We start from the raw sequence: 23599 nt of genomic DNA, 5'->3' as shown, positions 1-23599 counted from the left end.
TCATGAAAACCTCCGTCCGCCAACGCATCCCCGGACTCGTCCTGCTGCTGGGCACCATGATCTTCTCGATTCTGCCGTTGCTGAGCATGCTGTCGGCGGCGCTGCAACCGCAGGGCACCGTCCCCTTGGGGCTGTCGTGGCCGTCGAACCCGCAGTGGCACAACTTCCTCGACGCCTGGCGCGTCGCCGAGGTGACACCCCTGCTGATCTCGAGCATCATCCTCGTCGCCGGAGTCGTCCCGGTCGCCGCGTTGTTCGCCGCGATGGCCGGCTACGGGCTCGGTCAGCTGAAGGTCCCCGGCGGCACCGTCGTATTCCTGCTCCTGCTGCTGGGGTTGACCCTCCCCCGGGAAGCGACGATCGTGCCGCTCTACTACCAGCTGCGCGAGATGAACCTGCTCAACACCCGCCTGGGCCTGATCCTGGTCCTGATCGGCACGTTCATGCCGTTCGCCGTCTTCTGGATGCGGGCCCACTTCCTCTCGATGCCGAAGGAGCTCACCGAGGCCGCGGAACTCGACGGCGCCGGCCCCTGGCAGGCGTTCCGCCATGTCCAGATCCCGCTGGCGGTCCCGGCGCTGGCCTCGCTGTGCCTGCTGCTGTTCCTGTGGACCTGGAATACCTTCCTGCAGGCCATCGTCCTGATCGACGACCCCAGCAAACGCACCATGGCGGGCGCACTGCAGAACTTCGTCGGCCAGTACTCCACCGACGTCGTGCTCCTCAACGCCGGTTCACTGTTGATCATGGCACCCACCATCGTGGTGTTCCTGCTGTTCCAACGCCACTTCGTCAAGGCGATGATCTCCGGCGCCGTCAAGGGCTGACCGTGCCCGCGCACCCATCACCACACCCACACCACCCCCAGGGGGAAACCATGCCCACAGCACGTCAGTGGTGGCACGACGCCGTCATCTACCAGGTGTATCTGCGCAGCTTCGCCGATGCCGACGGCGACGGCATCGGCGACATCACCGGCCTCCAGGCCCGCCTGCCGTACCTCGTCGACCTCGGGGTGGACGCCGTGTGGATCACCCCCTGGTATCGGTCACCGATGGCCGATGGCGGCTACGACATCGCCGACTTCCGCGCCATCGACCCGCTCTTCGGCACCCTCGACGACGCGGACACCCTCCTGGCCGCCGCCCACGCCGCCGGACTCCGCATCATCATCGACCTGCCCGCCAACCACACCTCGCACACCCACCCCTGGTTCCGGGACGCCCTGAACAGCGCTCCCGGTTCGCCCGAGCGCGCCCGGTACTTCTTCCGCGACGGACGCGGCGACACCGGCGAACTCCCACCGAACGACTGGATCAGCGCCTTCGGCGGACCGGCCTGGACCCGCACCACCGGAGACGACGACCAACCCGGCCAGTGGTACCTGCACCTGTTCGCCCCCGAACAACCCGATCTCGACTGGACCAACCCGCAAGTGCGCGCCGACTTCGCCGACGTCCTGCGGTTCTGGTTCGACCGCGGCGTCGACGGGATGCGCATCGACGCCGTGTCGGCCATGGCCAAGGTTCCCGGCCTGCCCGACGCCGGCCACGCACCCGGAGCCCGTTTCGAATCCAGCACGTGGGTCGACAACCCGCACTGGGATGTCGACGACCTCCACACCATCCTGCGCGAGTTCCGCACCATCGCCGACACCTACGGCCCCGACCGCATGTTCGTCGCCGAGGCGATCGTCCGCAGCCCCGAGCGCCTGGCCCGCTACGTGCGACCGGACGAACTGCACACCGCCTTCAACTTCGACTTCCCCCGAGCCGGCTGGAACCCGGCAACGCTGCGCGAGGCCATCGACCGCAGCCGCGACGCGCTCCGTGAGGTCGGAGCACCGGCCACCTGGGTGCTCTCGAGCCACGACGAGACCCGCCACCTCACCCGATTCGGGCGCGCCGACACCAGCACCCTGCCCATGACCCTGACCGCCGGCACCGACTCCGACCTCGCCCTCGGCACCCGACGCGCCCGTGCCGCCGCCCTGCTCATGCTCGCCCTGCCCGGCGGTGCCTACCTCTACCAGGGCGAAGAACTCGGACTCGAGGAAGTCACCGACCTGCCCGAAGACCTACTCCAGGACCCGACCTGGGAACGATCCGGACACACCATCCGCGGCCGCGACGGATGCCGGGTCCCGCTGCCCTGGAGCGGCGACCACCCGCCCTTCGGATTCACCACCGACAACGCACAACCGTGGCTCCCCCAACCCGACAACTGGAAATCGAAGACCGTCACCGCCGAATCCAACGACCCCGACTCGATGCTCACCCTCTACCGCACCGCACTCCAACTCCGCCGCACACTGCCCGCCCTCCCCAGTGACTCTTTCGACTGGCAACCGTCGGCCCCCGATGTCCTCGCCTTCGACCGCGGACCATCATTTCAATGCGTCGTGAACCTCTCCAGCGGCCCAATTCCGATCGACGCCGGCACACCCGTCCTCCTCACCTCCACCCACCTGCAGGACTCTCAAACGATTCCTCCGGACACCGCAGTCTGGCTCCAGACCCGATAGGGAGCGAGAAAACCCACCCTGGTGCATACATCGACGGACAGCAGATCGAATACCTGCCACTACCGCCCCAACTCGGCCCCGGCTGAAGTCGGATCGGATTCGCCACGCAGCCGCGCCTTGAGGCTGCCAGAGAATAAAGGAAGCCCAACCGCTTGCGGACCAGCCTGTCGACAATGCCTCGGGCAAGGTTTCTCGACACAGTTTATCGACACGAGTTTTCGACGCCTCTGCACGCGCCGAAGAGCCCTTCAGAGCGGTGTCCGATAACCAACGGTGTCCCGTCTCATCGCAAGCGAGGCACGGCTCACTCATGGTTGTGATTCCCAGCGCTACTGGCACGTTTTTGCCGACGCTATTTGGCGCGGTGCCGATCGGGCGAGGTGGCGGTACGACGGTCGAGCCTGCACGCCGAGCACCCCGACGCCCGGGTTCGTGCATCTGCTGGGCATGCCGGTCGTTGTCGATGGTTGACTGATGATCGTGCCGACCTCAGACGACGTACGACGGCTCGCCGAGCAGCTCATGGCCGAGTTGACCCCGCAGCAGCAACAGGCGTTCGTGGGCGAGATCGGGGCGGATCGTTCGATGGCGTTCGTCGAGAATGTGCTGCGAGTCCCGGAGCCCGTGGTCGGTGATGCGCCGACCCGCATTCGCGGTTTTCGGGTCCGGCTCGACCTGGCCGGTGCCAAACCCCCGGTGTGGCGGCGGCTCGAGCTGCCCGGCGACCTCACCCTCGACCGGCTGCATGTGGTGATCCAGGCCGCGATGGGGTGGTTCGACGGCCATCTGCACCGGTTCCGCACGGGCAGCGATCCCCGGTCGCCGTACTTCGTCACACCGTTCGACGTCGAGGAGGGCGAGGACGGCGTGCTCGAAGACGGTGTCCGGCTCGATCAGGTGCTGACCGGCACCGGTGACCGGCTCTGGTACCAATACGACTTCGGCGACGATTGGGACCACGTCCTCGCGGTGGAGGCGGTCCTCGACCAGCCGCCCGCCGAGGTGCGCTGCACCGGTGGTCGGATGGCCTGCCCACCCGAGGATTGCGGTGGGATCTGGGGGTACACGGAGCTGGCGGCGTGGGTGCGGGGCGGATGCGACCCGGGGTCCGTCCCGGCCCCGTTCGAGGACGCCGGCCACGCCCGCGACTGGCTGCCGCTCGACTGGCACCCCGACCGGTTCGACGTCGACGAGGCCGACACCGCCCTCGCGGCAGCGGTGGCCGCGCCGATCCGGGTGGCCGGTGAGCTCGCCGCGCTGTGCGAGCAACTGGAGCGGGGCGGCAACCAGGCACTCACTCAGGTGCTGGCACGGTCGGCGGGGCACGCCGGGTTCGAGGTGAGCGAGGCGGACGCCGCCCGCCTGATCGAGCCGTACCTGGTCCTCCTCGACGTGATCGGAGATGGGGTGCGGCTGACCAGCGCCGGTTACCTTCCGCCGGCGCTGGTCGAGCAGCTCGCCGAGCGGACCGGCGTCGCCGGGTGGTGGATCGGCAAGGCGAACCGCGAGGACCTCACGTGGCCGGTCGCGCAGCTCCGCGACAGCGCGCGAGCGCTCGGCCTGGTGAGTGTGCGCAAGGGCCGGCTGGCGCCGACCGCGCTCGCCCGCCGCAGCCGTGACCAACCATCGGCGCTGTGGCGGCACATTCTGTCCCGACTGCCGGTGGGCAGGACCGAGTTCGACCGCCAGGCGGGCTGGCTCGCACTCGCCGTCGTCGGGAGCGGCAGCCCGGCCGAGGAATGGACCCGCGAGATCCGCAACCTGCTGCTCGGCCTCGGTTGGCGCGCGGAGGGCGGCCCGGGCCTCCCCGTCGCCGCCGTCGTCAGCCCCACGCTCGACTTCCTCGAGCTTCTCTCCGGGAAGACACGCGGCCGGCTCACCGGGATGGATTCCGCCGTGGCCGCCACCGCCCGGGCCGTGATCGGCGCCGACCCCAGCGACGCGACCTGACCCGATCCCCGCTCGCGCCGCAGCTGTACATCCGCGTGTCACCTCGTGGTGGAGACCGGGCGGGCGCCTGTCCGGGCGCTAGGTCACCAGGCGTTCGAGTGGTTGGCCGGTGATCGCCGCGATCAAATCGAAGTCCTTGTCCAGATGCAGAACGACTCGGTTGCTGATCTCCGCGGTCGCCGCGATGAGCAGATCCGGGATCGACGGTGCGCGGTGTTGACCCCGTTCTGCCAGTTGCCGTTGCACCTCGAGGGCGCGGTCTTCGATCGCGGGTGTCGAATACTCGAGGGGCATGGCCGATAGCGGTGGGGTGCGTCGTCCCCGCGTCAGGTCGTGGGCGGTACGGGCCGAGTAGCCGACCTCGAGCAGCGTCACGGTGCAGATGTGGACGAGACCGCGCTGGATTCGATTGGCCCACTGCTCGGCGTCCGGGCTGGCGCCGAGACGCACCATCGCAGACTTGTCGATCAGCCACGTGGGGTCACTCATGACCAGGCGCCGCGCATGACCTCGTCATCAGCCAGGTCGGGGAAGTCCTGAGAGAACCGCACCAGGTCGGCGGTCGACACCGCGGTGACGGTGCGACGCGCCTCCTGCTGCAGCTGACGGCGCAGGAATTCGGTGCGCGAGATCCCGAGGCGGGCCGCGTGCTCGTCGAGCAGCGCCAGGTCCTCCGCGGGAAAGTTGCGGATCAAAACGTCGGACATGACAACCTCCTAGATATCATATGATATCACCTGCATTCTCGACAAGCCAGGTGACACCAACGACCTCCCACGATTCCAGCAGGACATCAACCTCCACCTCGGTATCGAGCACTGCGAAAACAGTCATTACGACCAGCTGTTCGGCTGGTCGAGAAACGCCACGACCCGGAACCGCAATTCGACGACGTACCTCACCATCGGTGAGACATACGACGATCACCGCATCCCACATATCTAAGGCACACCAGGTCAAGCCCCTGGCTCTGCCTCACTCTCGATGAGACAGGACACCTGCCTGCCTTCCGGCGGTGTGGAGCGCAGAACCCAGCTGTCCTGTGACAGAAGATCTTCCTTTTAGCCAATGAATCTTGCTTATCCCGGCTGTCTCGCCACTGTAGTTTGCTCGGTTCGAGTTCACCCCACCCTGGTCGGCAGGCCAGTTCGCAGGGCCGATGCGAATCACCGCAGCCTGCCGACGGTGCATGAGCAGACGGCAACACACGCCGGTTCAAGCAAGATTCACTGGCACACAGCGCCCGGCGGCCATGTCACCAACCCCCGAAACGCTGACGGGCACACCCGAATCCCGCCAGTGAAAATTCCTCGGCCCAGGTCACAGCTCCGCACCGAGGACAATCCCGTGGCACCGGACACCAGCCCAGGAAGGTGGCGTCACGACGAATCGGGGCCTGTCGATGTTCTGACAGGCCCCGATTCGGTGCGCGTGTGCGCTGTGGGTCAGGTGATGCTGCGGAATGATCCGCCGTCGACGCCGTACACCGAGGAGGTGACGTACGAGGCGAGGTCGGAGGCGAGGAAGACCACCACGTTGGCCACTTCCTCTGGAGTTCCGATGCGCTGCAAGGGAAGTCCGCGGTGTTTCATCTCGACGTCGATGGACTCGTCGCGGTGCACGCCGTGGACGGCGGCGAAGGTGTCGGCGAGGCCGCCCTCCATCAGCCACATCGGCGAGAGGATCGGCCCGGGTGCGACCGCGTTGACGCGCACGATCGGGCCCTCGCTGATGGCCAGCGAGCTGGTGAACGACAGGATCGCTGCCTTGGACGCGGCGTAGTCCGGTCCGGCGGCGATCGGCTGGCGGCCCAGGTCCGAGGCGTTGTTGACGATGACACCGCGTCCGGCGGCCCGCATGGCCGGCAGCAGGTGGGTGGCGGCGCGGACCTGGCTGAGGAAGTTCAGTTCGAGGGTGGCGGCCCAGTCGGTGTCGGTGAGGCTGTCGAAGGTTCCCAGGCTGCCGGCGCCGACGTTGTTGAACAACACGTCTACCCGGCCGTCGTAGGGATCGAGGACCTCGTCGAGGCCGCCGGTCACCCCGGTCTCGGTGCTCAGATCGGCTACGGCGCAGTGCACCTCGGTGACCTGCTCGAGTTCCTTGGCGAGGATGTCGAGGCCGTGCCGGTCGCGGTCGAGCAGGGCGAGGCGGGCGTTTTCCGCGGCGAAGGCGCGTGCGGATGAGGCTCCGATTCCGGAGCCGGCGCCGGTGATGACGACGACCTTGTCCCCTAGTCCGGTTTCCATCGTGATTCCTCTCGGGCGTGGGGCGTTAGTTGGTGGCGGGTTCGGAGTACCCCTCGGGCAGGCAGCCGTTGGGGGTGAACTCGTCGAGGTTGTCCTTGGTGACCACCGGCAGCGGCATGTAGCTGACCGGCGGCACGTCCTTGCCGGCGAGGACGTCCATCATGGTGGTCAGGGCGTGGGTGGAGTCCCAGCACGGGGATTGGAACAGTGTCGTCGACATGGATCCGTTCTCGAGCAGGGTCCGGGCGACCGGGGCGTAGTTGTGGCCGAGGAGTTTGACCTGTCCGGCCATCCCCGCGGCGTCGAGGGCCTGGGCGGCGCCGGAGGCCATGATGTCGTCCGGAGTGACGAGGGCATCGATCTGGTTGCCGAACCGGCTGATCAGTGAGCTCGCTGCGGTCTGGGCCTGGTTCTTGTCGAAGTTGCCCGGCTGGGAGCCGAGGAGCTTGACGTCGGGGTGGTTGGCCATCTCGCGTTCGAGGCCGATCTGACGGTTGATCGCGGCCGCGTTGCCCGGGGTGCCGCCGATATAGACGTAGGTTCCCTTGCCGCCGAGCAGCTTCGCGAGCTCCTTGCCCTGGAGTTCGCCGATACGCTGGTCGTTCGGTCCCGTGAACGCGTGGTACAGGCTGGTGTCGAGGTCCTCGGGGGGCTGGGAGTTGCTGATGTCGACCGGAATTCCGGCCCGCTGGGCCTGGATCAGCATCGGCTGTTCGGCGCCGTAGAGCGCGGGCCAGATGACGATGCCGTCGACCTTCTTGGCGATCGCGATCTTCATCTGCGACGCCTGCACCGAGGCGTCGTAGTTCGAGTTCATCACGAACGCGTTGACGTGGTGTTCTTCGGCTGCCTTCCGCAGGGACGAGACGTAGTTGCGGCCGTACTCGTGGTTGCGGTCCATCGGCACGAGGAAGGCGATCGTCGGCCAGTCCTCGTTGTCGGTCGCCGCGCCGGGAGCCCCGCACGCGGTGCCGGCCAGCACGGTGGCCGCGCAGACGGCGATCGCGAGTGCGGCCCGGCGGAACAGAGAACTCTTGTGCGCCATCATCGAGACCAGCGCCGAATACCCCGGTACGGCCGGGCCTTTAGAGCAGATTCCACCAACGGACGAAGGTGTTCCACTCGAGGATCAGCCGCCAGACACCTTCCTCGAGAGGATTCGCCAAAACAGGTCCGGCAACAGACCTACCATCAGCAGCTCCCCTCTCTAGAACTGATTCCACCAGGTCGCGAACGAGTTCCACCACGTCCACGGCCAGAACGTCACGACCCCGATACCATCCGGAAGGTCAACCGCCACACCGATCATGACTGCACCTTTCGGGATCACTCCCCGACCATCCTGTGTATCGGCGCCGCGGCGCTCAGCGCTACCGGTTGTGCAGGACCACCGATTCGGTACCGTTCGGTGTCGACCCGCGACCACGTGTCATTCGGGCGGCTCTGCACATCCGAACTGTGGGAGGTTTTTCGTGGCTGGTGGTCTCGTGGCCTTGTTGGACGACGCCGCGGCACTGGCGAAAGCGGCCGCGGCATCCATCGACGACATCGGAGCCGCGGCAGGCAAGGCCAGCGTCAAGGCAGCGGGTGTGGTCGTCGACGACACCGCCGTCACCCCCCGCTACGTGCACGGGTTCTCCCCTAATCGCGAACTGCCCATCATCCGCAAGATCGCGATCGGGTCGATCCGCAACAAACTCCTGATCATCTTGCCGGTGGCGATGATCCTGAGCGAGTTCCTGCCCCAGGCATTGCCGTACCTGCTGATCGCCGGTGGTCTGTTCCTGTGCTTCGAGGGAGCCGAAAAGGTCTACGAAGCACTCACCGGCAATCATCACGAGCACGAGGGCACGACCGAGGGGCAGAGCGGACCCGAACTCGAGAAGACGATGGTCAGCGGCGCGATCCGCACCGACCTGATCCTGTCCGCCGAGATCATGGTGATCTCACTGTCCTCGGTCGAGGACGAACCGTTCCTCACCCGGCTGTTGGTGCTCCTCGTCGTCGCGATCCTCATCACCGTCCTGGTGTACGGCGTGGTCGCCCTGATCGTGAAGATGGACGACATGGGCCTGGCCCTTGCCCGGCGCGAGTCCTCGTTCAGTCAGCGGATCGGCCGGGGGCTCGTCGCGGCGATGCCGAAGGTGATGGCGGTACTCACCGTCGTCGGGATCGCCGCGATGCTCTGGGTCGGTGGCCATATCCTGCTCGTCAACATCGGCGAGGCAGGATTCCACTGGCCGGCCGACCGCCTCCACGATCTCGAACACTGGTCCGCGGACCTCGTGCACGGCGGCGTCGCCGGTCTGCTGTCCTGGACCGCCGGGACCGTGGCATCCGCACTCGTCGGGCTCGTCGTCGGCGCGATCATCGTCCTACTCGCGCACCTGATCCCGAAACGCACGAAGCGCGCCGACTGACCGAGGTGGCCGACACCGCCCACCACGTCGCCCGCACCCCGCTCCGTTCAAGCCCGAAACAGCGGTCCCCGGCACACCGTCACATCACGATGCGCTGCAAGGCTTTCGCCGAGTCGAGGATCGCCGGATGATCCAGGGCCAGGGGTTCGACCCGCACCAGCGCGGGCCGCAGCCAGGAGGCCAGCACCGACCACTGCGGGCGGTGATACGACCACCACGACACCGCCTGCCACGCCCGATCCCCCGTATGCGGTTCGGTCTCCGACCAGATCCGATGCCCCCACCCCTGGGTCACCGTCAAATTCCGGGCCACCACCTGCGTCGGACGCAACCCCAACCGCACCAACTGCGCCGGATCATCCAGGTCGAGGACCCGCAGATCATCAGGCAACTCGAACACCCCCAGTGCGCGCCGCGACCCGGGCAGCAGCGGGAACTCCAACATCGACGCCTCCCAGCGGGCGAGGTTCCCGAAACTCTCCCCGCACGCCGCCTCGGCCAGCCGGGAGACATACCAGACGTGATAGTCCGGGTGATCGATCCGGCCGCCGCGCTGCGGCCGGTGCTCGTACAGCGGGTGCCCCGGCTGTCCCGGTGCCGCCGCGGACAGGTACGGGAAGATGCGGTAGACCAGCACTCAGGCGGCCCCGCCCCACGCCTGCGCATCCAACGCGTCGAGCACCGGAGCAGGACCGGACAGTTGCAGCACATCGAGCGGACGCGCACCGTCGAGGTACGCGTTGGCGCTCTCGAGCCAGGTGTGCGCGGCCGTCTCCCCCCAGACCAGGCGGGCGCGGGCCAGGACATGCTCGAGATCGATCAACAGCGGCGCCGCGGCCGGGCCCGGCCGCTCCACACCCTTGATCCACCGCGACGGCTGCGACCGGTTCACCCCGACGATCGCCGCGAGCTGCGTTTGCCCGAACGCGCCGGTCAGGTACCGCACCCGCTCCACCGACAACGGATCATCGGCCGCCACCCTCGGCGACCTGCCCCCATGACCACTCGCCCGCGCCGCACGTCCCACGGCCTTCTTCGCCGCAGCCGCCTTCACTGCCTCGTCTCGTGCCTTCACCGTCGCCATACCCCCATCCTACCCAACACTTCTGTTGGGTAGAAGTGCAGGTGGTGCCACAGAGGGGATTTGTAGTGCGGGCTACCCAGGTCCCCGTCGATAGGCTCAGTTCGGCGCCCTGGTCACGAACTCTGCCCGACGTGATCACCGAGGCAAACCCGGACCTGGGCATTGTCGACTGGAGGCAGCACCGCCGAGCAGGAAGTCGGCGACGGCGTCGTCGACGCAGAGGATGTGTTGACTGGCGAACACTCCGTGCGACCAGGTGTCGAGCAATGTAATCAACCCGCTTCCGGCCCACTGCTGGTGGCGGCGTTCGGCGTCGGCGATCGGGGTCACGGGATCATGGGTTCCGGCGACCAGGAGAAGGTGCTCGCCCACCTCGGATCGGGGCGTGGGAGGCGGTGCGGAGGGATGGGCGATCGGCCAGAATGCGCACACTTCGGCTTCGAGTCCTGTGGTGATCGGTTGCGGGTCCAGAGCCCGGAGTCGGGCGCGGCCGGCGAGGATCGCGGTCGGCGAAAGTGGGGTGGGTGGCGTCGGCGCAGACGACGGTGCGGTTGGCCGCCTCGCTGTTTCGGCGTTCGTCATCGACCTCCGGCACGACCGGTTCGAGTGCCCGCAGATCGCCGGTGCGTAGGGCTTGGGCGATCGCCTGGCCGAGCGGCTGCCATCGTTCGGCTCGGCCCAGTGCGCGGTAGACGGCGCGGTCGAACTCGTCGGCGCCGATCCCTCCCGATGGGTTCAGGGCGCGCACGGTGTCGTAGCTGCGGCGCACGGCTGCCGGGTCGTGGCCCAGGCCGATGCGCTCGGGGTGCTGGGCCCACCACCCGATCATGGTCTCGCGCTGCGAGAGCAGGGCCTCGGCCTGCCGTAGGTCGAAGGCGTGCCAATCGTCGCGCCCGTCCGGCCCGGGTCCCACGACGGAGTCGAGGATGAACCTGTCGACGTGATCGCCGTACCGGCGGGCGTAGCGATCGGCGATCACGGTGCCGTAGGAGACGCCGAGCATGGAGATACGCTGCTCGCCGAGTGCTCTGCGGATGGCGTCGATATCGTCGGCCACGCGGTATGTGGCGTAGTCCGCCGCGTGCGGCCCGACGGCGGCGGCGCAGTCCCGGGCGGTGGCCGCCAATCCCGGTAGCGCGGCGAGATCGTCGGTCGGTGGGACCGGTCGGCAGAAGAGGCCGCCCATCGGCCCGCAGTTCAGCGAGGAGGGAACTTCTCCCGTGTGGGGTTGGGTCACCACGCTGTGCCCGATACCGCGGGGGTCGAAGCCGATGATGTCGTAGGCGGCCCGCACTTGCTCTGGGAGTTTGGCGCCCTTGGTGGCGGCGTACTCGAGGCCGGTGCCGCCGGGGCCTCCGGGGTTGACCACCAGCACTCCACGCCGAATATTGGGATTTGTTGCACGCAAACGTGATACGGCGAGATGGACGGTTCCGGCGCCAGGGTCGTCCACCGACAATGGGACGTCGAGTGTTCCGCATTCCAGACCCTCAGATTCCAGATCATCGGTGCCGGCGATCTCCGCGCACGGACCGAACCACAGGCCGGTAGGCCGGTCGTCGTCACCGGCCGGGTCCCGGAGTGTCGGCAGTGCTTCCGACGGAGCGGATGCGGCGACGAGGAGGAGAACGGTGGACAGGGCCACCGTCGACGCGTGGGCGGAGCGGCCGAATATCGAGGGTCGGTTTCGGGTGTTCCAGAACTGCATCTTGCTAACGATAACGATTATCAGTAGCTTCTGCGGGGTCGGTAGTTGAGGAGATGCGAGCGGAAGGTCACCTGTGGCACACCTGTTGTTGGTGGAAAGCTGGGTCGGCGCGATGGGCACGTTGCTGCCGAGGGCGCTTGCCGATCTGGGGGTCGAGTTCACCTTCCTGACAAGGCGCCCGGAGCACTACCCCGAATCCTTGCCCGACGGATCTCCGCATCCGCTGCGCCGGGGCCGGGCCGTGGTCACGGCCGAGACCAACGACCCCGCCGGCGCGCTCGACGCGGCGCGGCGGATTCACGCCGAGGCGCCGCTCGATGGGGTTCTCACCAGCTGCGACTACTACCTGTCCACCGCCGCGAGAATCGCGTGCGAGCTGGGGCTACCGGGCCCCGCGCCGGAGGCGGTCGAGATCGCCTGCGGCAAGGCACGCACCCGTGCGATGTTGGACCGGGCCGGCATCGCGGGGCCGCGCCACGCCATCGCGCCGATCGATGACCGGGCTGCGCTGCGGGCTGCGGCGGAGACTGTGGGTTTCCCGTTGGTGGTCAAGCCGACGGATCTGTGTGCGGGGATGTTCGTGCGGCGTGCCGACGACTGGGCCACTCTCGAAACCGCGGCCGGCGATTTGCGTCGATTCGAGGTCAATGCGCGGGGACAACGCCGGGATCCCGTGGTGTTGCTCGAGGAGTTCCTCGATGGACCGGAGTTCAGCGTGGAGAGCTGGATTCGACACGGCGAGATCCACACGGTCGGGGTGACCGACAAGAGCCTGGGCGGTGCATCTGGTTTCGTCGAGACCGGACACATGTTCCCCGCCGACCTAACAGACGAGTACCGGGCGCAGTTGGTGACTGCCGCCGAGGCTGCGATCAACGCGATCGGGCTCGATCACGGTGTCGTGCACACCGAACTGCGGTTGACCGCCGCCGGGCCACGCATCATCGAGATCAACCCGCGCCCGGCCGGCAACCAGATCACCGAATTGATCCGGCACGTCACCGGCATCGACTTGCCGACGGTCGCGATCGAGCTCGCGCTCGGGCGCACCCCCCAACCACCGACCCTCCCGCAGGCCCGACAGCGGCCACGCAGTGCGGCGGTGAGCATGCTGGTACCGACCGAGGAGGGTGTCCTCACCGGCATTGATGGGGCGACAGCGGTCGCGGACCACCCGGCTGTGGTGTCGTCGTCATTCAAGGCCCCCGGGCACAAAGCGACTGTGGGAGTGGACAACAACAGCTATTTGGGCTCCGTGATCACCGTCTCGCACGAACGGACCGGGGCCCGGCCGCTCGCCGAGCAGCTGCTGTCGTCGATCTCGGTCACCTACGCCGAGGTTCTTGCGCGATGACCGTGGACGCCGAGACAAACGCCGGCACCCTCGCGGCGCTGCTGGACCGTTACCGCACCGACGAGGCGCTCATCCCGCCAGCCGATATCGCGGTGTCCGTTGCCTTTACGACCTGTCAGGGAGTGCGGCACGGCGGGCGCAACGGGAGTTACCGCAACCAGGTGCTCAGCCTGCGGGTGGGTGCGGCGACCGGATCGTGCGCGGTCGAGCCGGGTGCGGTCGAGCCGGAGGTGGTCCACGCCTGCGCGGGCATGCCGGTGGTAGATCTGCTCCACCACGAGAAGTTGCCCGTGCAGGTCGCTGCTCTCGACGCGTACCTGACGCATCTCCGCCCGCACGCATGTGATGCTCGTGCGGAGACGGTGCAGGTGCCCGCGGGCGATTCGCTGCAGCGCTCTCTGGCCCGGGCCCAGCACGTGACCGGGTTGGTCGATGCACCACCGGGTGGCCGGGTGCTGGTGATCGGGGTGGTCAACTCACTGCTCGCTTGCCTGCGTGATCGCGGTCTTCGCTATCTGCCATGCGATCTGAAGGGCGGCACAACGGAGTGGGGTGAACCGGTCGTCGCCGACTTTACGCAGGTCCTCGATGACTGTGAGGCCGTGTTGGCCAGCGGAATGATGCTCGGCAACGGCACCTTCGACCGGCTACGCGAATCGGTGGCGACGTCCGGCCGGCCGGTCCCGGTCACGGTGTTCGCGCAGAGTGGTGCGGCGGTGGCGCGGGAGTTGCTCGGTCGCGGTGTCGATGCTCTCTCGGCGGAGCCGTATCCGTTCTTCTGGCTGACCGGTGATGCCAGTCCGCTCTTCCTGTACCGAGGGCCGTGTCCGCGATGACCGTGATCGAACCGCTGGCACGGGTGGGGCACAGCCCCTTGGTGCGCATCCACACGCCGGTGCCGCACCCGCATCCGGGCTACTTCGCGAAGATCGAGTCGCTCGGTTTCGGCGGCCTCAAGGCCCGGTCGGCACTGTCGATGCTGGTCGGTGCCCGACGACGGGGTGAGTTGCGCGAGGGCGCGCGGATCGTCGAATCCACCAGCGGCACCCTGGGAGTGGGATTGGCGTATGTGGCGCAACCACTCGGTCACCCCGTCACCCTAGTGGTGGACTGCGAACTCGAACCCGCCATGCGGAATCTGCTGTGCGCGTTGGGTGCCACGCTCGAGATCGTGGATCGCCCACACCCGGAGGGTGGGTGGCAGCAGGCGAGGCTCGACGCACTGCACCACATTCTGGCGGCGGATCCGGGCGCGTACTGGCCTAATCAGTACGACAACCCGGACAACGCAGTGGGCTACCACGGGCTTGCCGACGAGATCGTGGCCGGTCTGGCGGAGGCGGGTGTCGATCGCCCCGAGGTGCTGGTGTGCAGCGTCGGGACCGGCGGCCACAGCAGCGGCGTCGGACTGCGGTTGCGGCAGCTGTGGCCGGATCTGCGGATCATCGGTGTCGATGCGCTCGGGTCGGCGATCTTCGGGCAGCCCGCCGGCCGCCGGGTGATGCGCGGACTGGGCAGCAGTGTGCACCCGGGCAACGTGCGGTACGAGATGTTCGACGAGGTCCATTGGGTCGGCCCGCGCGAGGCCGTGCACGCCTGCCGAGCCTTGGCACGGGGCGGCTTCCACACCGGCGGCTGGTCGACCGGTGCGGCAGCGACGGTGGCCGGGTGGGCCGCCGCACGGTGGCCGGGCACGGTGGTCACCATCTTCCCCGACGGACCGGACCGCTACCTGCGCAGCATCTTCGACGACGACTGGTGCGCTCACCGTGGCCTGCTCGACCCGCCGCGCACGTCACCACACGAAATCGACGACTGCCAGGACCCCACCGCGTGCTGGACCCGATGCCAATCGGTGCAGCCGCCGCACCCGATCACCGACAAGGCGGAGGTATCGGCGGTATGAGGCTGGCCTGGACCGTCGACACCCTCGACCTGAGAACCCCATTTCGGATCAGCCGGGGCGTGATGTCCACTCGCGACGCGGTCACGGTCACCATGACCGATCCCGCGACGGGGTTGTGCGGACACGGAGAGGTCGTCACCTCGGTGTACGCGACACTGGATGTGGACCGCATCGCGACAGAACTCCGTGCGTTCGACGCGCGGTACGCCGACTCCCCCAGTCTCGAAAAGGCCCTGGCGGGTGCGCATCCGGCGGTCGGCGCCGCAGTGTGGTCCGCGATTGCCGAACTGCGATCCTGCGCGGACGGCGTGACGGTGGCTGCCCACCTCGGATTGCTGCTGCCCGCCGAGGTGCCGATCGCCCGCACCGTCGGGATCGAGCCACCGGAGGTGATGGCGGCCGAGGCAGCCGATCTGGTCGGGCGCGGATTCGGCCTGCTGAAGGTCAAGGCGGACGGCGACGCGGCCGAGTCGGTGCGGCGACTGGCGGCCGTGGCCGCCGCGGCACCCGGGGCCGAGTTGATCGTGGACCCGAACGAGGCCTGGACCGCGGGAATCGCCCTGTCGGTGCTCAACGATCTTCGCGGCTCGCCGATTGTCGCGCTCGAACAACCACTGTCCGCCCACGACCGCAACGGGATACGGGAGCTGCGCAGCCGCACCGACATTCCGATCATCGCGGACGAGGCCCTCCACACCCTCGCCGACCTGGACCACCTCGACGGTCTCGCTGATGCGGTGAACATCAAACTGCCTAAGTGCGGGGGCATCTACCGGGCCCACGAACTTGCCACCGCGGCCCGCGACCGCGGGCTCGACGTGATGCTCGGCTGCCTGGTAAGCAGCTCGCTGAGCATCGCCCCGGCAGTGCACCTGGCATCGCTGGCGCGGTGGTGCGATCTCGACGGCCACCTGCTGCTCGCCCGAGACCCCTGGACCGGGCTGGGGGGCGCCGACGGCGCGCTGCGCCCGAGCGAGCGGTCCGGCCTCGGCGTCCACCGACCCGAGAACGAGGAATCGTGATGACCGGCACCCAGACCCCGACGGGAACATGTGCCCTGCTGCGCAGCTTCCCCCGCTCGGTGCAGCTGCTGGTGCTCAACCAGTACGGCGTCAACACCGGCTTCTACATGCTGGTGCCCTACCTGTCGATGCACCTGACCGGCAACCTCGGCCTGTCCCTGGCGATCACCGGCCTGGTTCTTGGCGTGCGTACCCTCAGCCAGCAGGGACTGTTCCTGATCGGCGGCACCGCCGCCGACCGGCTCGGCCCGCACCGGGTGATCATCGCCGGCTGCGCCCTGCGGTCGGTGGGTTTCGCGGTGTTCGCGTTCGGCACCAGCGTGCCGCTGCTGCTTCTCGCCTCCATCCTGTCGGGACTGGCGGGGGCACTGTTCAACCCGGCCGTCCGCTCCTACATCGCGGTCGCCGAACCGACGCGGCGCGCGGAGGCGTTCGCCGTGTTCAACGTCTTCGCCCAAGCCGGAGCGTTGTCCGGGCCGCTGATCGGCAGCGCCCTGCTGGCGGTGGACTTCCGCACCGTGGCCATCGCGGCGGCGGTGATCTTCGCGGCGCTGACGCTGGCGCAGATGCGGTTCCTTCCCGCCCACCCGGTCGAACGCGCCGAAACGACGGTGCTCCGAGGCTGGGGTGCGGTGCTGGCCAACCGCCGATTCGTGCTGTTCACCCTCGCCATGCTCGGCATGTTCGCGCTGCAGACCCAGATGTATCTGGTGTATCCGGTGCTGGCCGGGCGGATCACCGACTGGGGCGGGGCAGTCGCGGTGCTGTTCCTGTCCACCACCGTGTTCAGTCTGCTCACCCAGATGCGCCTGACCCGGTGGTTCGGCACTCGCACCAGCCGGGGCGCCGCCATCACGGTGGGGTTGGCCCTGATGGGGGCCGCGTTCGTGGCAGTGCTGCCGGTCCTGTGGGCCGATCGCGGGCACAGTGCCGGTGCAATCGTCCTGGCGATGGCGCCGTTGGTGCTTTCCGCGCTGATCCTCGAGGCCGGGATCATGATCGCGCAACCGTTCGTGATGGAACTGATCCCTGCATACGGGAATGCGAACATCTCCGGAACCCTGTTCGGGATGTTCTACCTGGTCTCCGGGGTCGCGGCCGCCGCCGGCAACGCCCTGATCGGGTACGGCATCGACCGGGGCAACGGCTGGCCCGGTGCCCTGGTATGCATCGCCCTGGCATGGGGTTCGGCGGCCGGGATCTGGTGGCTGCACCGCCTGGGTCTGCTCGCCGACCCGGCCGGAGCACGGACATGACGGCGGCAGCCGAGGCGCGGAACCTGTTGACCGACAACCCGGCACTGTACGAGGCGCGGTTCCGTGACCCCGATCACATCGCCGCCAGGTTCGTCGACGACAGTCTGCAGGCCCACCTGACACCCAACGACCCAGGTTCCTGGCCGACGTCGGTGCTCGATCTGGGCTGCGGGACCGGGCGCGACCTGGGTCATCTGGCTCAGAAGGGATATCGCTGCCTCGGCATCGACCAGTCCGAGGCGATGGTGCAATACGCGCGGACCACATATCCGGGGGTGACGGCCACCGTCGGTGACCTGCGGGAGTTTTCGGTCGGGGAGCGATTCGACGCCATCATCTGCCTGGACAGCTCCCTGTTGTACTGCCACACCGACGACGAGCTGGAATCGTGCCTGCGCAGCTGCCGCACCCACCTGCACCCAGGCGGGCTCCTCATCGCGGAAATGCGCAACGGCGCCTTCTTCCTCGGCAACACCGAACTCCTCGACACACCCACCTCTTCGTCCTTCCAGCGCGATGGCCGCACCTGGCGGGCGGAGACCACCCTGTGGATCGACCACGCCGCGCAACTGCTGCGCCGCCGCCGGCAATGGCAGATCCCCGATACCACCGACGAATTCGTCCAGACCTCGGCGTGGCGGCTGCTGTTCCCGCTGGAGCTGACCGGCCACCTGCGCCGCGCCGGCTTCGCCGTGCGGGCGATGTTCGACACTCCCGGCCCCCGCACCGAGACGGGCTGGCCAGGCCCCACCGCCCTCACCGATCTCGGCAACAGCACGCTGTCCGGCGACCGGATACATGTGATCGCCGAAGCCATCTGAGCCATCCCGCCCCACCACTTTTCGAGTTCACTGCTTCAAGGAGAATCCCCGATGAATCCGGTCCCCCTGCCCCCGCTGCCGCACCTGAGTCGGCGCTCGTTCCTTGGCCTCGGCGCCGCCGCCACCGGCGCCGTGCTGTTGGGGGCCTGCAGCACAGGCGGTGAGACCGCCACCTCCGCCAGCGCCGCGCCGCGAGACGGCGGCCGGCTGCGGGCGGTGTTCGCCGGCGGCGGCGCGCAAGAAGTCCTCGACCCGCACAAGACCAACCTGTACGCCGACATCGCCCGCGCGAACGCCCTCTACGACAAGCTCGTCGAGTACGGCGACGACCTCGGTCCGGTGCCACGGCTCGCCACTACCTGGCGGCCGAACGGCGATGCGACCGTGTGGACGGTGGAGCTGCGGCCGGCGGTCTTCCACGACGGCCGCCCGGTGCGCGCGGCGGACGTGCTGTACTCCTACCAGCGGATCCTCGACCCGAAGAACGCGCTGCGCCCGCGGACGTCGCTCGAGGTGATCGACATCGCCCGCTCCCGCGCCCTCGACGACCGCACCCTCGAATTCGCCTGCGCCCGGCCGTGCGGTGACCTGGCGAACGTCCTCGCCGCCTTCGGCGCCTACATCATCCCCGAGGGCACCACCGACTTCACCCGGCCGGTCGGCTCCGGACCGTTCACATTCGTCTCGTTCGACCCGGGACGCTCGTTCGTCGCCACACGATTCGGCGACTACTGGGACGGTGCCCCACATCTCGGCGAACTGGAGATCCTCACCGCCCCGGACGAGACCGCGCGAATCAACGCCCTCCTCGGCGGTCAGGTGGAGTACGCCGACGACCTCGGCGTCACCTCGGCCCGCACCTACGAAAACGATGCGCGGGTGCAGATCCTGCGCTCACCGCGCAGCGCGATGTCCGGGTTCGCGATGAAGGTGGACCGGCCACCCTTCGACGACCTGGAATTGCGGCGAGCGATGTTCGCCCTCGTCGACCGGGACGAGCTGGTCTCCACCGTGCTCGGCAGCACCGGTGTGGTGGGCAACGACCTGTTCGGCAGGGACACGAAGTACTACGCCGGTGATCTGCCGCAGCGCAGCCTGGACCTCGATGAGGCCAAGGCGTTGATCCGCAAGGCCGGCGCCCAGAACACCACCATGGAGCTGCAGACCACCGGTGCCACCAACGGGTTCGTCGAGGCCGCCAACATCTTCGCCGAACAGGCCGGGCGGGCGGGACTGAAGATCGACGTGAAAGTCGGTGAGGGTTCCACATATTGGACACGCACCCTCGACGAGGGGGTGCTGTCGAGCTTCCGCTCGGGTGCCATGCCCATCGAAACTCACCTGGCGCAGCGGATGCTGTCCACCTCGTCGAAGAACTACACCCAATGGCGCCGACCCGGCTTCGACGCCCTGTTCGCCACCGCCAGCGAAACCACCGACGAGCAAGTGCGGGCCGGCGCCTACCGGGACATGCAAACCCAGCTCTACACCGAGGGCGGTCTGTTGGTGTGGGGGTTCTCCGACGGGTTGCACGGTATGGCCCCGACTTTGGCCGGGATGGCGCGCAATGCGCCGAGCAACACCCTCGGGTACGCCCGGTTCGACAAGGCCTGGCTGTCGTGATCCTCACCCGGTACGCCGGGGTGCGGGTGGCGCTCGGGCTGGCCCAGGTGCTGGGGGTGCTCGGTATCGTTTTCGTGATGGCGTCGGTGCTGCCCGGGGACGCGGCGGTGGTGATCGCAGGCGATGACGCCGACCCGGAACGGATTGCGCAGCTGCGCGAATCCCTCGGGCTCGATCGTCCCTTGCTCACCCAGTTCGGCGGCTGGCTGGCCGGGCTGCTCCGCGGCGATCTGGGCACGTCCGCGGTCTCCGGACGCCCGGTCACCGAGATGCTGTCCTCGGCGCTGGCGCCCACCCTTACGCTGGCGGCGCTGGCGCTGACGGTGCTCATTCCGCTGGCGGTGGTGCTGGGGGTGGCCGCCGCGGTCGGCCGGGGCGGGCGGGTCGACCGGACGATCTCCGGGGTCGCCGTGGCCCTGTATGCGGCACCGGAGTTCGCCCTGGCGATCGTCCTGGTCGCGGTGTTCGCGGTGGGGTTGGGGTTGTTCGCCCCCACTGCGGTCGGAGTGAGCGGGTCGCTGCTGTTGCAGCCGGAGCTGTGGGTGTTGCCGGTGGCGGTGCTGGTGATCCGCCCGGTGTGCTCGTTGTCGCGGTTGGTGCGCGCCTCGCTGATCACCAGTCTCGAATCCGAATACACCCGGCACACCCTGCGTTTGGGGGTGCCGCTGCGCCGGGTGGTGTGGCGGCACGCCCTGCCGGGGTCACTCACCCCGGCAACCCAGCATCTGGCCCGCGTGGCGGACTGGTTGCTCGGCGGGGTCGTCGTCGTGGAAGCGGTCTTCGCCCTCGGCGGTCTGGGCCAGGTTCTGGTCGCCGCCGTCAGCAGCCGCGACATCCCGCTGCTGATGGGATTGGTGGCGCTGTTCGCGCTGATCACCGTCATGGTCAACGCCATCGCGGACATCGTGGCGTTTCGGCTTAATCCCACGGCAGGCGAGGCCTCATGAGCAGCTCTGTGGGGACGTCTTCCGTTCGCTTCGCCAGCCCGCGTTTCCTTCTCGGCGCGGCGCTCACCGCAGTCCCGCTACTGATCGCGCTGCTCGGTCCGCTGATCGCCGGGCAGAGTGCCCGCGGACCCGCGTTCACCCAAGGTGCAAAGTGGCTCCTCGGCACCGACTCCGAAGGCCGCGACGTGCTGACGCAACTGCTTCTCGGGGGCCGCTCGCTGGTGCTGGTCGCCACGGCGGCGGTCCTGCTGACCTACCTGATTGCGGTGCCCTGGGGGGTCGCGGCCGCGACCACGCGGCGCCGGGTGGTCGACGAGGCGTTGATGCGCCCACTGGATCTGCTGCTTTCGCTTCCCTCGATGATGATGCTGCTGCTGGTGGTCGCTCTCACCGAGGCCAACACGATCGTGTTGGCGGTGACGGTGGCGGTCCTGTTGTTCCCGGACGCGGCCCGTCTGGTGCGGGCCTGCGCCCTGCATACCGCGCACACACCGGCGATGGAGGCGCTGCGGCTGCAACGGGAAACGTGGTGGCGCCACAACATCGGCTACCTGGGGCGGTCGCTGCTCCCCGTGCTCGCCGCCGACGCCGGACTGCGGTTCGTCGGCGCCATCTACCTGGTCGCCTCCGCGAGTTTCCTCGGTCTGACCGCGGACTCCGCCGGCACCGACTGGGCGGTGATGATCGACCGCAACCACAGCGGCATCACCCTGGTGCCCTGGGGTGTCGTCGTCCCGGCCGTGCTGATCATCGCGCTGGCGATGGGCATGAATCTGCTGTTCGACGCGGGCGCCCGCGCGGCGGCGCGAGAATTCTCCCCGAGGAGCCCACGATGACCGAGACGATGCCGGTGACCGTCGCCGAACCCACCGAGCGCAGCGCAATCCGGCTTCGCGGACTCACCGCGAAAACCCCTGGACGGGTCCTCGTCGCGGGCGTCGACCTCGACATCCCCGGCGGTGCGGTCACCGCGATCATCGGCAGCTCCGGCAGCGGGAAGACCACCACCGCACTGGCCCTGATGGGCGAGCACCGCCCCGGGGTAACCCTGTCGGCGGACCGCCGCGACGCCGAGGGGGTGCGATTCGGGTACGTCCCGCAACAACCCTCCTCGGTCCTCAATCCCGCCCTACGGATCGGTACCGTGCTCCGCGACATCGAGCACGCCGCCCATCGGGCAGGACACCAGGTGTCGAGGACCGAGGCGCTGCAGCGGGCCGGGTTCCCGAGCGATCCGGCCATGCTGCGCCGCTACCCGCACCAGCTGTCGGGCGGTCAACAGCAACGCCTGGTCATCGCCCAAGCCCTGCTGACGAACCCGGCCTGCCTGATCATGGATGAACCGACCACTGGGCAAGACCCGGTCAACAGGGCGGCCGTCCTCGGCGAGATCGCCCGGCTGGCGGGACGGGGAATGACGGTCGTGCTGCTCACCCACGACCTCGACGCGGTCCGGGCGGTGGCCCAGCACGTGATCGTCATGGCGGACGGGCGGGTCATCGAATCGGGTGACACCGGGACCCTGCAGACGCCGACGCAGGAGCAGACCCGCGCACTGATCGCGGCGCAGTCACGGGTGGGAGGACACGGTTCCCGCGACCGGACCAGTGCGAGAACCACGGCGGCGACCGCCACCCGAGTGACCTTGGACGGTGTCACCGCAGGATTCCGCACTACCGCTGTGTTGCAGAACTTCTCGCTTTCGATCGCCCCGGGTGAATGCGTGGCGTTGGTGGGGCCGTCCGGCTGCGGCAAAACCACCGCGGCCCGGGTCCTCGCCGGCCTGCACCCACCAACCGCCGGCCGTGTGCTTCTCGACGGACAGCCGCTGGCCGGCACGACGCGGCAGCGGACCCGGGAGCAGGTGGCTGCCATCGGCTACGTGTTCCAGGACGCCAAAGCCGCCTTCGACCCTTACCGGACCGTGTGGGAACAGATCGTGCGCGGCCCCGTCCGGCTGCGCGGCGCCACCGACCAGGAGGCGGCAGCGGCGGCGGCCCGCACCGCGTTGGAGCAGGTGGGACTCGACGAGCAGATCACGCGGGAACGCCCGTCCGCCCTCTCCGGCGGGGAAGCGCAGCGCGCCGCGATCGCGCGAGCCCTCGCCGCGGCGCCGTCGGTGCTGATCTGCGACGAAGTCACCACCGGACTCGACCCCGTCGCACAGCGGCGCGTGCTCGACATCCTGGCGAACCTCACACGAGCTCACGACCTTTCCTTGCTCGTCATCAGCCACGACGCCGCTGTCGTGGACACGCTCGCCGATGCTGTCGTCGACATGGCTTGCGGGCGCCGTCACGGCGGAGCGCTCACCGCCGCCCATCGGTAGTCGAACTCGGCAGGGGCACACCCGAGCAATTATCGATAATGATTATCATTAGTGGATGGCTGACTCCTCACCGTTGATATCGTTCGTGGTCCCGTCGCCGCCCCCGCGAACGCACCCGCCGGGTCACCGCGGTGGGTGGATGTCCCGCGCGCGGTGCCTCGGTACCGACACCGCGATGTTTTTCTCCCCCACTGGTGAAGGCCGAAAGGCGCGGGAACGGCGCGAAGATGCCGCCAAGACGCTGTGTGCGCAGTGCCCGGTCATCGATGCGTGTCGGGACCATGCGCTCACCGCCGGCGAGACCTACGGCGTATGGGGCGGCACGACGGAGAAGGACCGGCGGCGCGGTCGCCGAGAGACCGAAGCGGCATGTTGCGCACCGGTGTGCACGGCGCATCCGCGTCCGTGA

The 23599-nt window shown here is 68.4% G+C and carries 23 protein-coding genes; 15 read left to right on the top strand and 8 right to left on the bottom strand.

Annotated features, from left to right (window positions below; genetic code table 11):
- Positions 1–2: 2 nt before the first annotated feature.
- From QM806_RS28150 to QM806_RS28140, 3 genes are all read left to right on the top strand, one after another.
- On the top strand, positions 3–827 hold the full coding sequence (locus QM806_RS28150) for a carbohydrate ABC transporter permease (RefSeq protein WP_141476370.1): 825 nt from the start codon (positions 3–5) through the stop codon (positions 825–827).
- Between the two features lie 50 nt (positions 828–877).
- Entirely contained in the window at positions 878–2524 is a 1647-nt protein-coding gene (locus QM806_RS28145) for a glycoside hydrolase family 13 protein (protein WP_283293577.1), read from the top strand.
- A 474-nt stretch (positions 2525–2998) separates the two neighbouring features.
- Complete coding sequence (locus tag QM806_RS28140; protein ID WP_167119622.1) at positions 2999–4474, top strand: plasmid pRiA4b ORF-3 family protein; 1476 nt, start codon at positions 2999–3001, stop codon at positions 4472–4474.
- Between the two features lie 78 nt (positions 4475–4552).
- Here the strand turns inward: QM806_RS28140 and QM806_RS28135 are convergent, their stop codons facing one another.
- The 4 genes from QM806_RS28135 to QM806_RS28120 all read right to left on the bottom strand — a co-directional run bounded on the left by QM806_RS28135 (position 4553) and on the right by QM806_RS28120 (position 7768).
- Complete coding sequence (locus tag QM806_RS28135) at positions 4553–4963, bottom strand: PIN domain nuclease (RefSeq protein WP_167119625.1); 411 nt, start codon at positions 4961–4963, stop codon at positions 4553–4555.
- Complete coding sequence (gene vapB / locus QM806_RS28130) at positions 4960–5181, bottom strand: type II toxin-antitoxin system VapB family antitoxin (protein ID WP_167119628.1); 222 nt, start codon at positions 5179–5181, stop codon at positions 4960–4962. Before vapB ends, QM806_RS28135 begins: the two co-directional genes overlap by 4 nt.
- A gap of 738 nt (positions 5182–5919) precedes the next feature.
- Positions 5920–6720, bottom strand: coding sequence for an SDR family NAD(P)-dependent oxidoreductase (locus tag QM806_RS28125; RefSeq protein ID WP_283293573.1), 801 nt, complete (start codon positions 6718–6720; stop codon positions 5920–5922).
- 25 nt (positions 6721–6745) lie between these two features.
- On the bottom strand, positions 6746–7768 hold the full coding sequence (locus QM806_RS28120) for a sugar ABC transporter substrate-binding protein (protein WP_283293571.1): 1023 nt from the start codon (positions 7766–7768) through the stop codon (positions 6746–6748).
- Between the two features lie 424 nt (positions 7769–8192).
- On the opposite strand from QM806_RS28120, the gene QM806_RS28115 reads away from it, so the two are divergent.
- Positions 8193–9140 carry a DUF808 domain-containing protein gene (locus QM806_RS28115; RefSeq protein WP_283293569.1) on the top strand — a complete coding sequence of 316 codons (948 nt, stop codon included), beginning with the start codon at positions 8193–8195 and terminating at the stop codon, positions 9138–9140.
- A gap of 79 nt (positions 9141–9219) precedes the next feature.
- Here the strand turns inward: QM806_RS28115 and QM806_RS28110 are convergent, their stop codons facing one another.
- The 4 genes from QM806_RS28110 to QM806_RS28100 all read right to left on the bottom strand — a co-directional run bounded on the left by QM806_RS28110 (position 9220) and on the right by QM806_RS28100 (position 11932).
- Positions 9220–9777: an RES domain-containing protein gene (locus QM806_RS28110; RefSeq protein WP_283293567.1), complete on the bottom strand. Its 558-nt coding sequence runs from the start codon at positions 9775–9777 to the stop codon at positions 9220–9222.
- Positions 9778–10224: an antitoxin Xre/MbcA/ParS toxin-binding domain-containing protein gene (locus QM806_RS28105; protein WP_283293566.1), complete on the bottom strand. Its 447-nt coding sequence runs from the start codon at positions 10222–10224 to the stop codon at positions 9778–9780.
- A gap of 135 nt (positions 10225–10359) precedes the next feature.
- A complete protein-coding gene (locus QM806_RS41825; protein ID WP_502943902.1) occupies positions 10360–10656 on the bottom strand; it encodes an alpha/beta hydrolase in 297 nt (98 codons plus the stop codon).
- Positions 10559–11932: an alpha/beta fold hydrolase gene (locus QM806_RS28100; protein ID WP_283293564.1), complete on the bottom strand. Its 1374-nt coding sequence runs from the start codon at positions 11930–11932 to the stop codon at positions 10559–10561. Before QM806_RS28100 ends, QM806_RS41825 begins: the two co-directional genes overlap by 98 nt.
- Before the next feature lie 73 nt (positions 11933–12005).
- Between QM806_RS28100 and QM806_RS28095 the strand changes: the two genes are divergently transcribed.
- From QM806_RS28095 to QM806_RS28045, 11 genes are all read left to right on the top strand, one after another.
- Positions 12006–13286 (top strand): ATP-grasp domain-containing protein, encoded by a 1281-nt coding sequence (locus QM806_RS28095; RefSeq protein WP_283293562.1) that lies wholly within the window; start codon positions 12006–12008, stop codon positions 13284–13286.
- Positions 13283–14122 (top strand): hypothetical protein, encoded by an 840-nt coding sequence (locus QM806_RS28090; RefSeq protein WP_283293560.1) that lies wholly within the window; start codon positions 13283–13285, stop codon positions 14120–14122. The genes QM806_RS28095 and QM806_RS28090 overlap by 4 nt, the downstream gene beginning before the upstream one ends.
- Positions 14119–15192 (top strand): PLP-dependent cysteine synthase family protein, encoded by a 1074-nt coding sequence (locus QM806_RS28085; protein ID WP_283293559.1) that lies wholly within the window; start codon positions 14119–14121, stop codon positions 15190–15192. The genes QM806_RS28090 and QM806_RS28085 overlap by 4 nt, the downstream gene beginning before the upstream one ends.
- Positions 15193–15254: 62 nt before the next feature.
- Positions 15255–16214 carry an enolase C-terminal domain-like protein gene (locus QM806_RS28080; protein WP_283293557.1) on the top strand — a complete coding sequence of 320 codons (960 nt, stop codon included), beginning with the start codon at positions 15255–15257 and terminating at the stop codon, positions 16212–16214.
- Complete coding sequence (locus QM806_RS28075) at positions 16214–17470, top strand: MFS transporter (RefSeq protein WP_283293555.1); 1257 nt, start codon at positions 16214–16216, stop codon at positions 17468–17470. The genes QM806_RS28080 and QM806_RS28075 overlap by 1 nt, the downstream gene beginning before the upstream one ends.
- Positions 17467–18291, top strand: a complete 825-nt coding sequence (locus tag QM806_RS28070; RefSeq protein ID WP_283293554.1) for a class I SAM-dependent DNA methyltransferase — start codon at positions 17467–17469, stop codon at positions 18289–18291. Before QM806_RS28075 ends, QM806_RS28070 begins: the two co-directional genes overlap by 4 nt.
- 51 nt (positions 18292–18342) lie before the next feature.
- The gene (locus tag QM806_RS28065; RefSeq protein ID WP_283293552.1) at positions 18343–19914 is read left to right on the top strand and encodes an ABC transporter substrate-binding protein; all 1572 of its coding nucleotides are present in this window, start codon (positions 18343–18345) and stop codon (positions 19912–19914) included.
- Positions 19911–20861: an ABC transporter permease gene (locus QM806_RS28060; protein ID WP_283293550.1), complete on the top strand. Its 951-nt coding sequence runs from the start codon at positions 19911–19913 to the stop codon at positions 20859–20861. The genes QM806_RS28065 and QM806_RS28060 overlap by 4 nt, the downstream gene beginning before the upstream one ends.
- Positions 20858–21697 (top strand): ABC transporter permease, encoded by an 840-nt coding sequence (locus QM806_RS28055; RefSeq protein WP_283293548.1) that lies wholly within the window; start codon positions 20858–20860, stop codon positions 21695–21697. The genes QM806_RS28060 and QM806_RS28055 overlap by 4 nt, the downstream gene beginning before the upstream one ends.
- Positions 21694–23190: an ABC transporter ATP-binding protein gene (locus QM806_RS28050; RefSeq protein ID WP_283293547.1), complete on the top strand. Its 1497-nt coding sequence runs from the start codon at positions 21694–21696 to the stop codon at positions 23188–23190. The genes QM806_RS28055 and QM806_RS28050 overlap by 4 nt, the downstream gene beginning before the upstream one ends.
- A 55-nt stretch (positions 23191–23245) precedes the next feature.
- Positions 23246–23599: a WhiB family transcriptional regulator gene (locus QM806_RS28045; RefSeq protein ID WP_349307611.1), complete on the top strand. Its 354-nt coding sequence runs from the start codon at positions 23246–23248 to the stop codon at positions 23597–23599.

This window comes from Rhodococcus sp. IEGM 1351 (assembly GCF_030056875.1).
Taxonomy (GTDB): domain Bacteria; phylum Actinomycetota; class Actinomycetes; order Mycobacteriales; family Mycobacteriaceae; genus Rhodococcus_F; species Rhodococcus_F opacus.
Note: the sequence above shows the minus strand (reverse complement) of the source record. Positions and strands in the feature narration are given on the sequence as shown.

Coding starts and splice junctions, on each gene's coding strand:
- QM806_RS28085 (WP_283293559.1), top strand. CDS start 14,119: ATGACCGTGATCGAACCGCTGGCACGGGTGGGGCACAGCCCCTTGGTG.
- QM806_RS28150 (WP_141476370.1), top strand. CDS start 3: ATGAAAACCTCCGTCCGCCAACGCATCCCCGGACTCGTCCTGCTGCTG.
- QM806_RS28080 (WP_283293557.1), top strand. CDS start 15,255: ATGTCCACTCGCGACGCGGTCACGGTCACCATGACCGATCCCGCGACG.
- QM806_RS28140 (WP_167119622.1), top strand. CDS start 2,999: ATGATCGTGCCGACCTCAGACGACGTACGACGGCTCGCCGAGCAGCTC.
- QM806_RS28050 (WP_283293547.1), top strand. CDS start 21,694: ATGACCGAGACGATGCCGGTGACCGTCGCCGAACCCACCGAGCGCAGC.
- QM806_RS28125 (WP_283293573.1), bottom strand. CDS start 6,720: ATGGAAACCGGACTAGGGGACAAGGTCGTCGTCATCACCGGCGCCGGC.
- QM806_RS28090 (WP_283293560.1), top strand. CDS start 13,283: ATGACCGTGGACGCCGAGACAAACGCCGGCACCCTCGCGGCGCTGCTG.
- QM806_RS28075 (WP_283293555.1), top strand. CDS start 16,214: ATGACCGGCACCCAGACCCCGACGGGAACATGTGCCCTGCTGCGCAGC.
- QM806_RS28105 (WP_283293566.1), bottom strand. CDS start 10,224: ATGGCGACGGTGAAGGCACGAGACGAGGCAGTGAAGGCGGCTGCGGCG.
- QM806_RS28045 (WP_349307611.1), top strand. CDS start 23,246: ATGGCTGACTCCTCACCGTTGATATCGTTCGTGGTCCCGTCGCCGCCC.
- QM806_RS28120 (WP_283293571.1), bottom strand. CDS start 7,768: ATGATGGCGCACAAGAGTTCTCTGTTCCGCCGGGCCGCACTCGCGATC.
- QM806_RS28070 (WP_283293554.1), top strand. CDS start 17,467: ATGACGGCGGCAGCCGAGGCGCGGAACCTGTTGACCGACAACCCGGCA.
- QM806_RS28135 (WP_167119625.1), bottom strand. CDS start 4,963: ATGAGTGACCCCACGTGGCTGATCGACAAGTCTGCGATGGTGCGTCTC.
- vapB (WP_167119628.1), bottom strand. CDS start 5,181: ATGTCCGACGTTTTGATCCGCAACTTTCCCGCGGAGGACCTGGCGCTG.
- QM806_RS28100 (WP_283293564.1), bottom strand. CDS start 11,932: ATGCAGTTCTGGAACACCCGAAACCGACCCTCGATATTCGGCCGCTCC.
- QM806_RS28055 (WP_283293548.1), top strand. CDS start 20,858: ATGAGCAGCTCTGTGGGGACGTCTTCCGTTCGCTTCGCCAGCCCGCGT.
- QM806_RS28065 (WP_283293552.1), top strand. CDS start 18,343: ATGAATCCGGTCCCCCTGCCCCCGCTGCCGCACCTGAGTCGGCGCTCG.
- QM806_RS28145 (WP_283293577.1), top strand. CDS start 878: ATGCCCACAGCACGTCAGTGGTGGCACGACGCCGTCATCTACCAGGTG.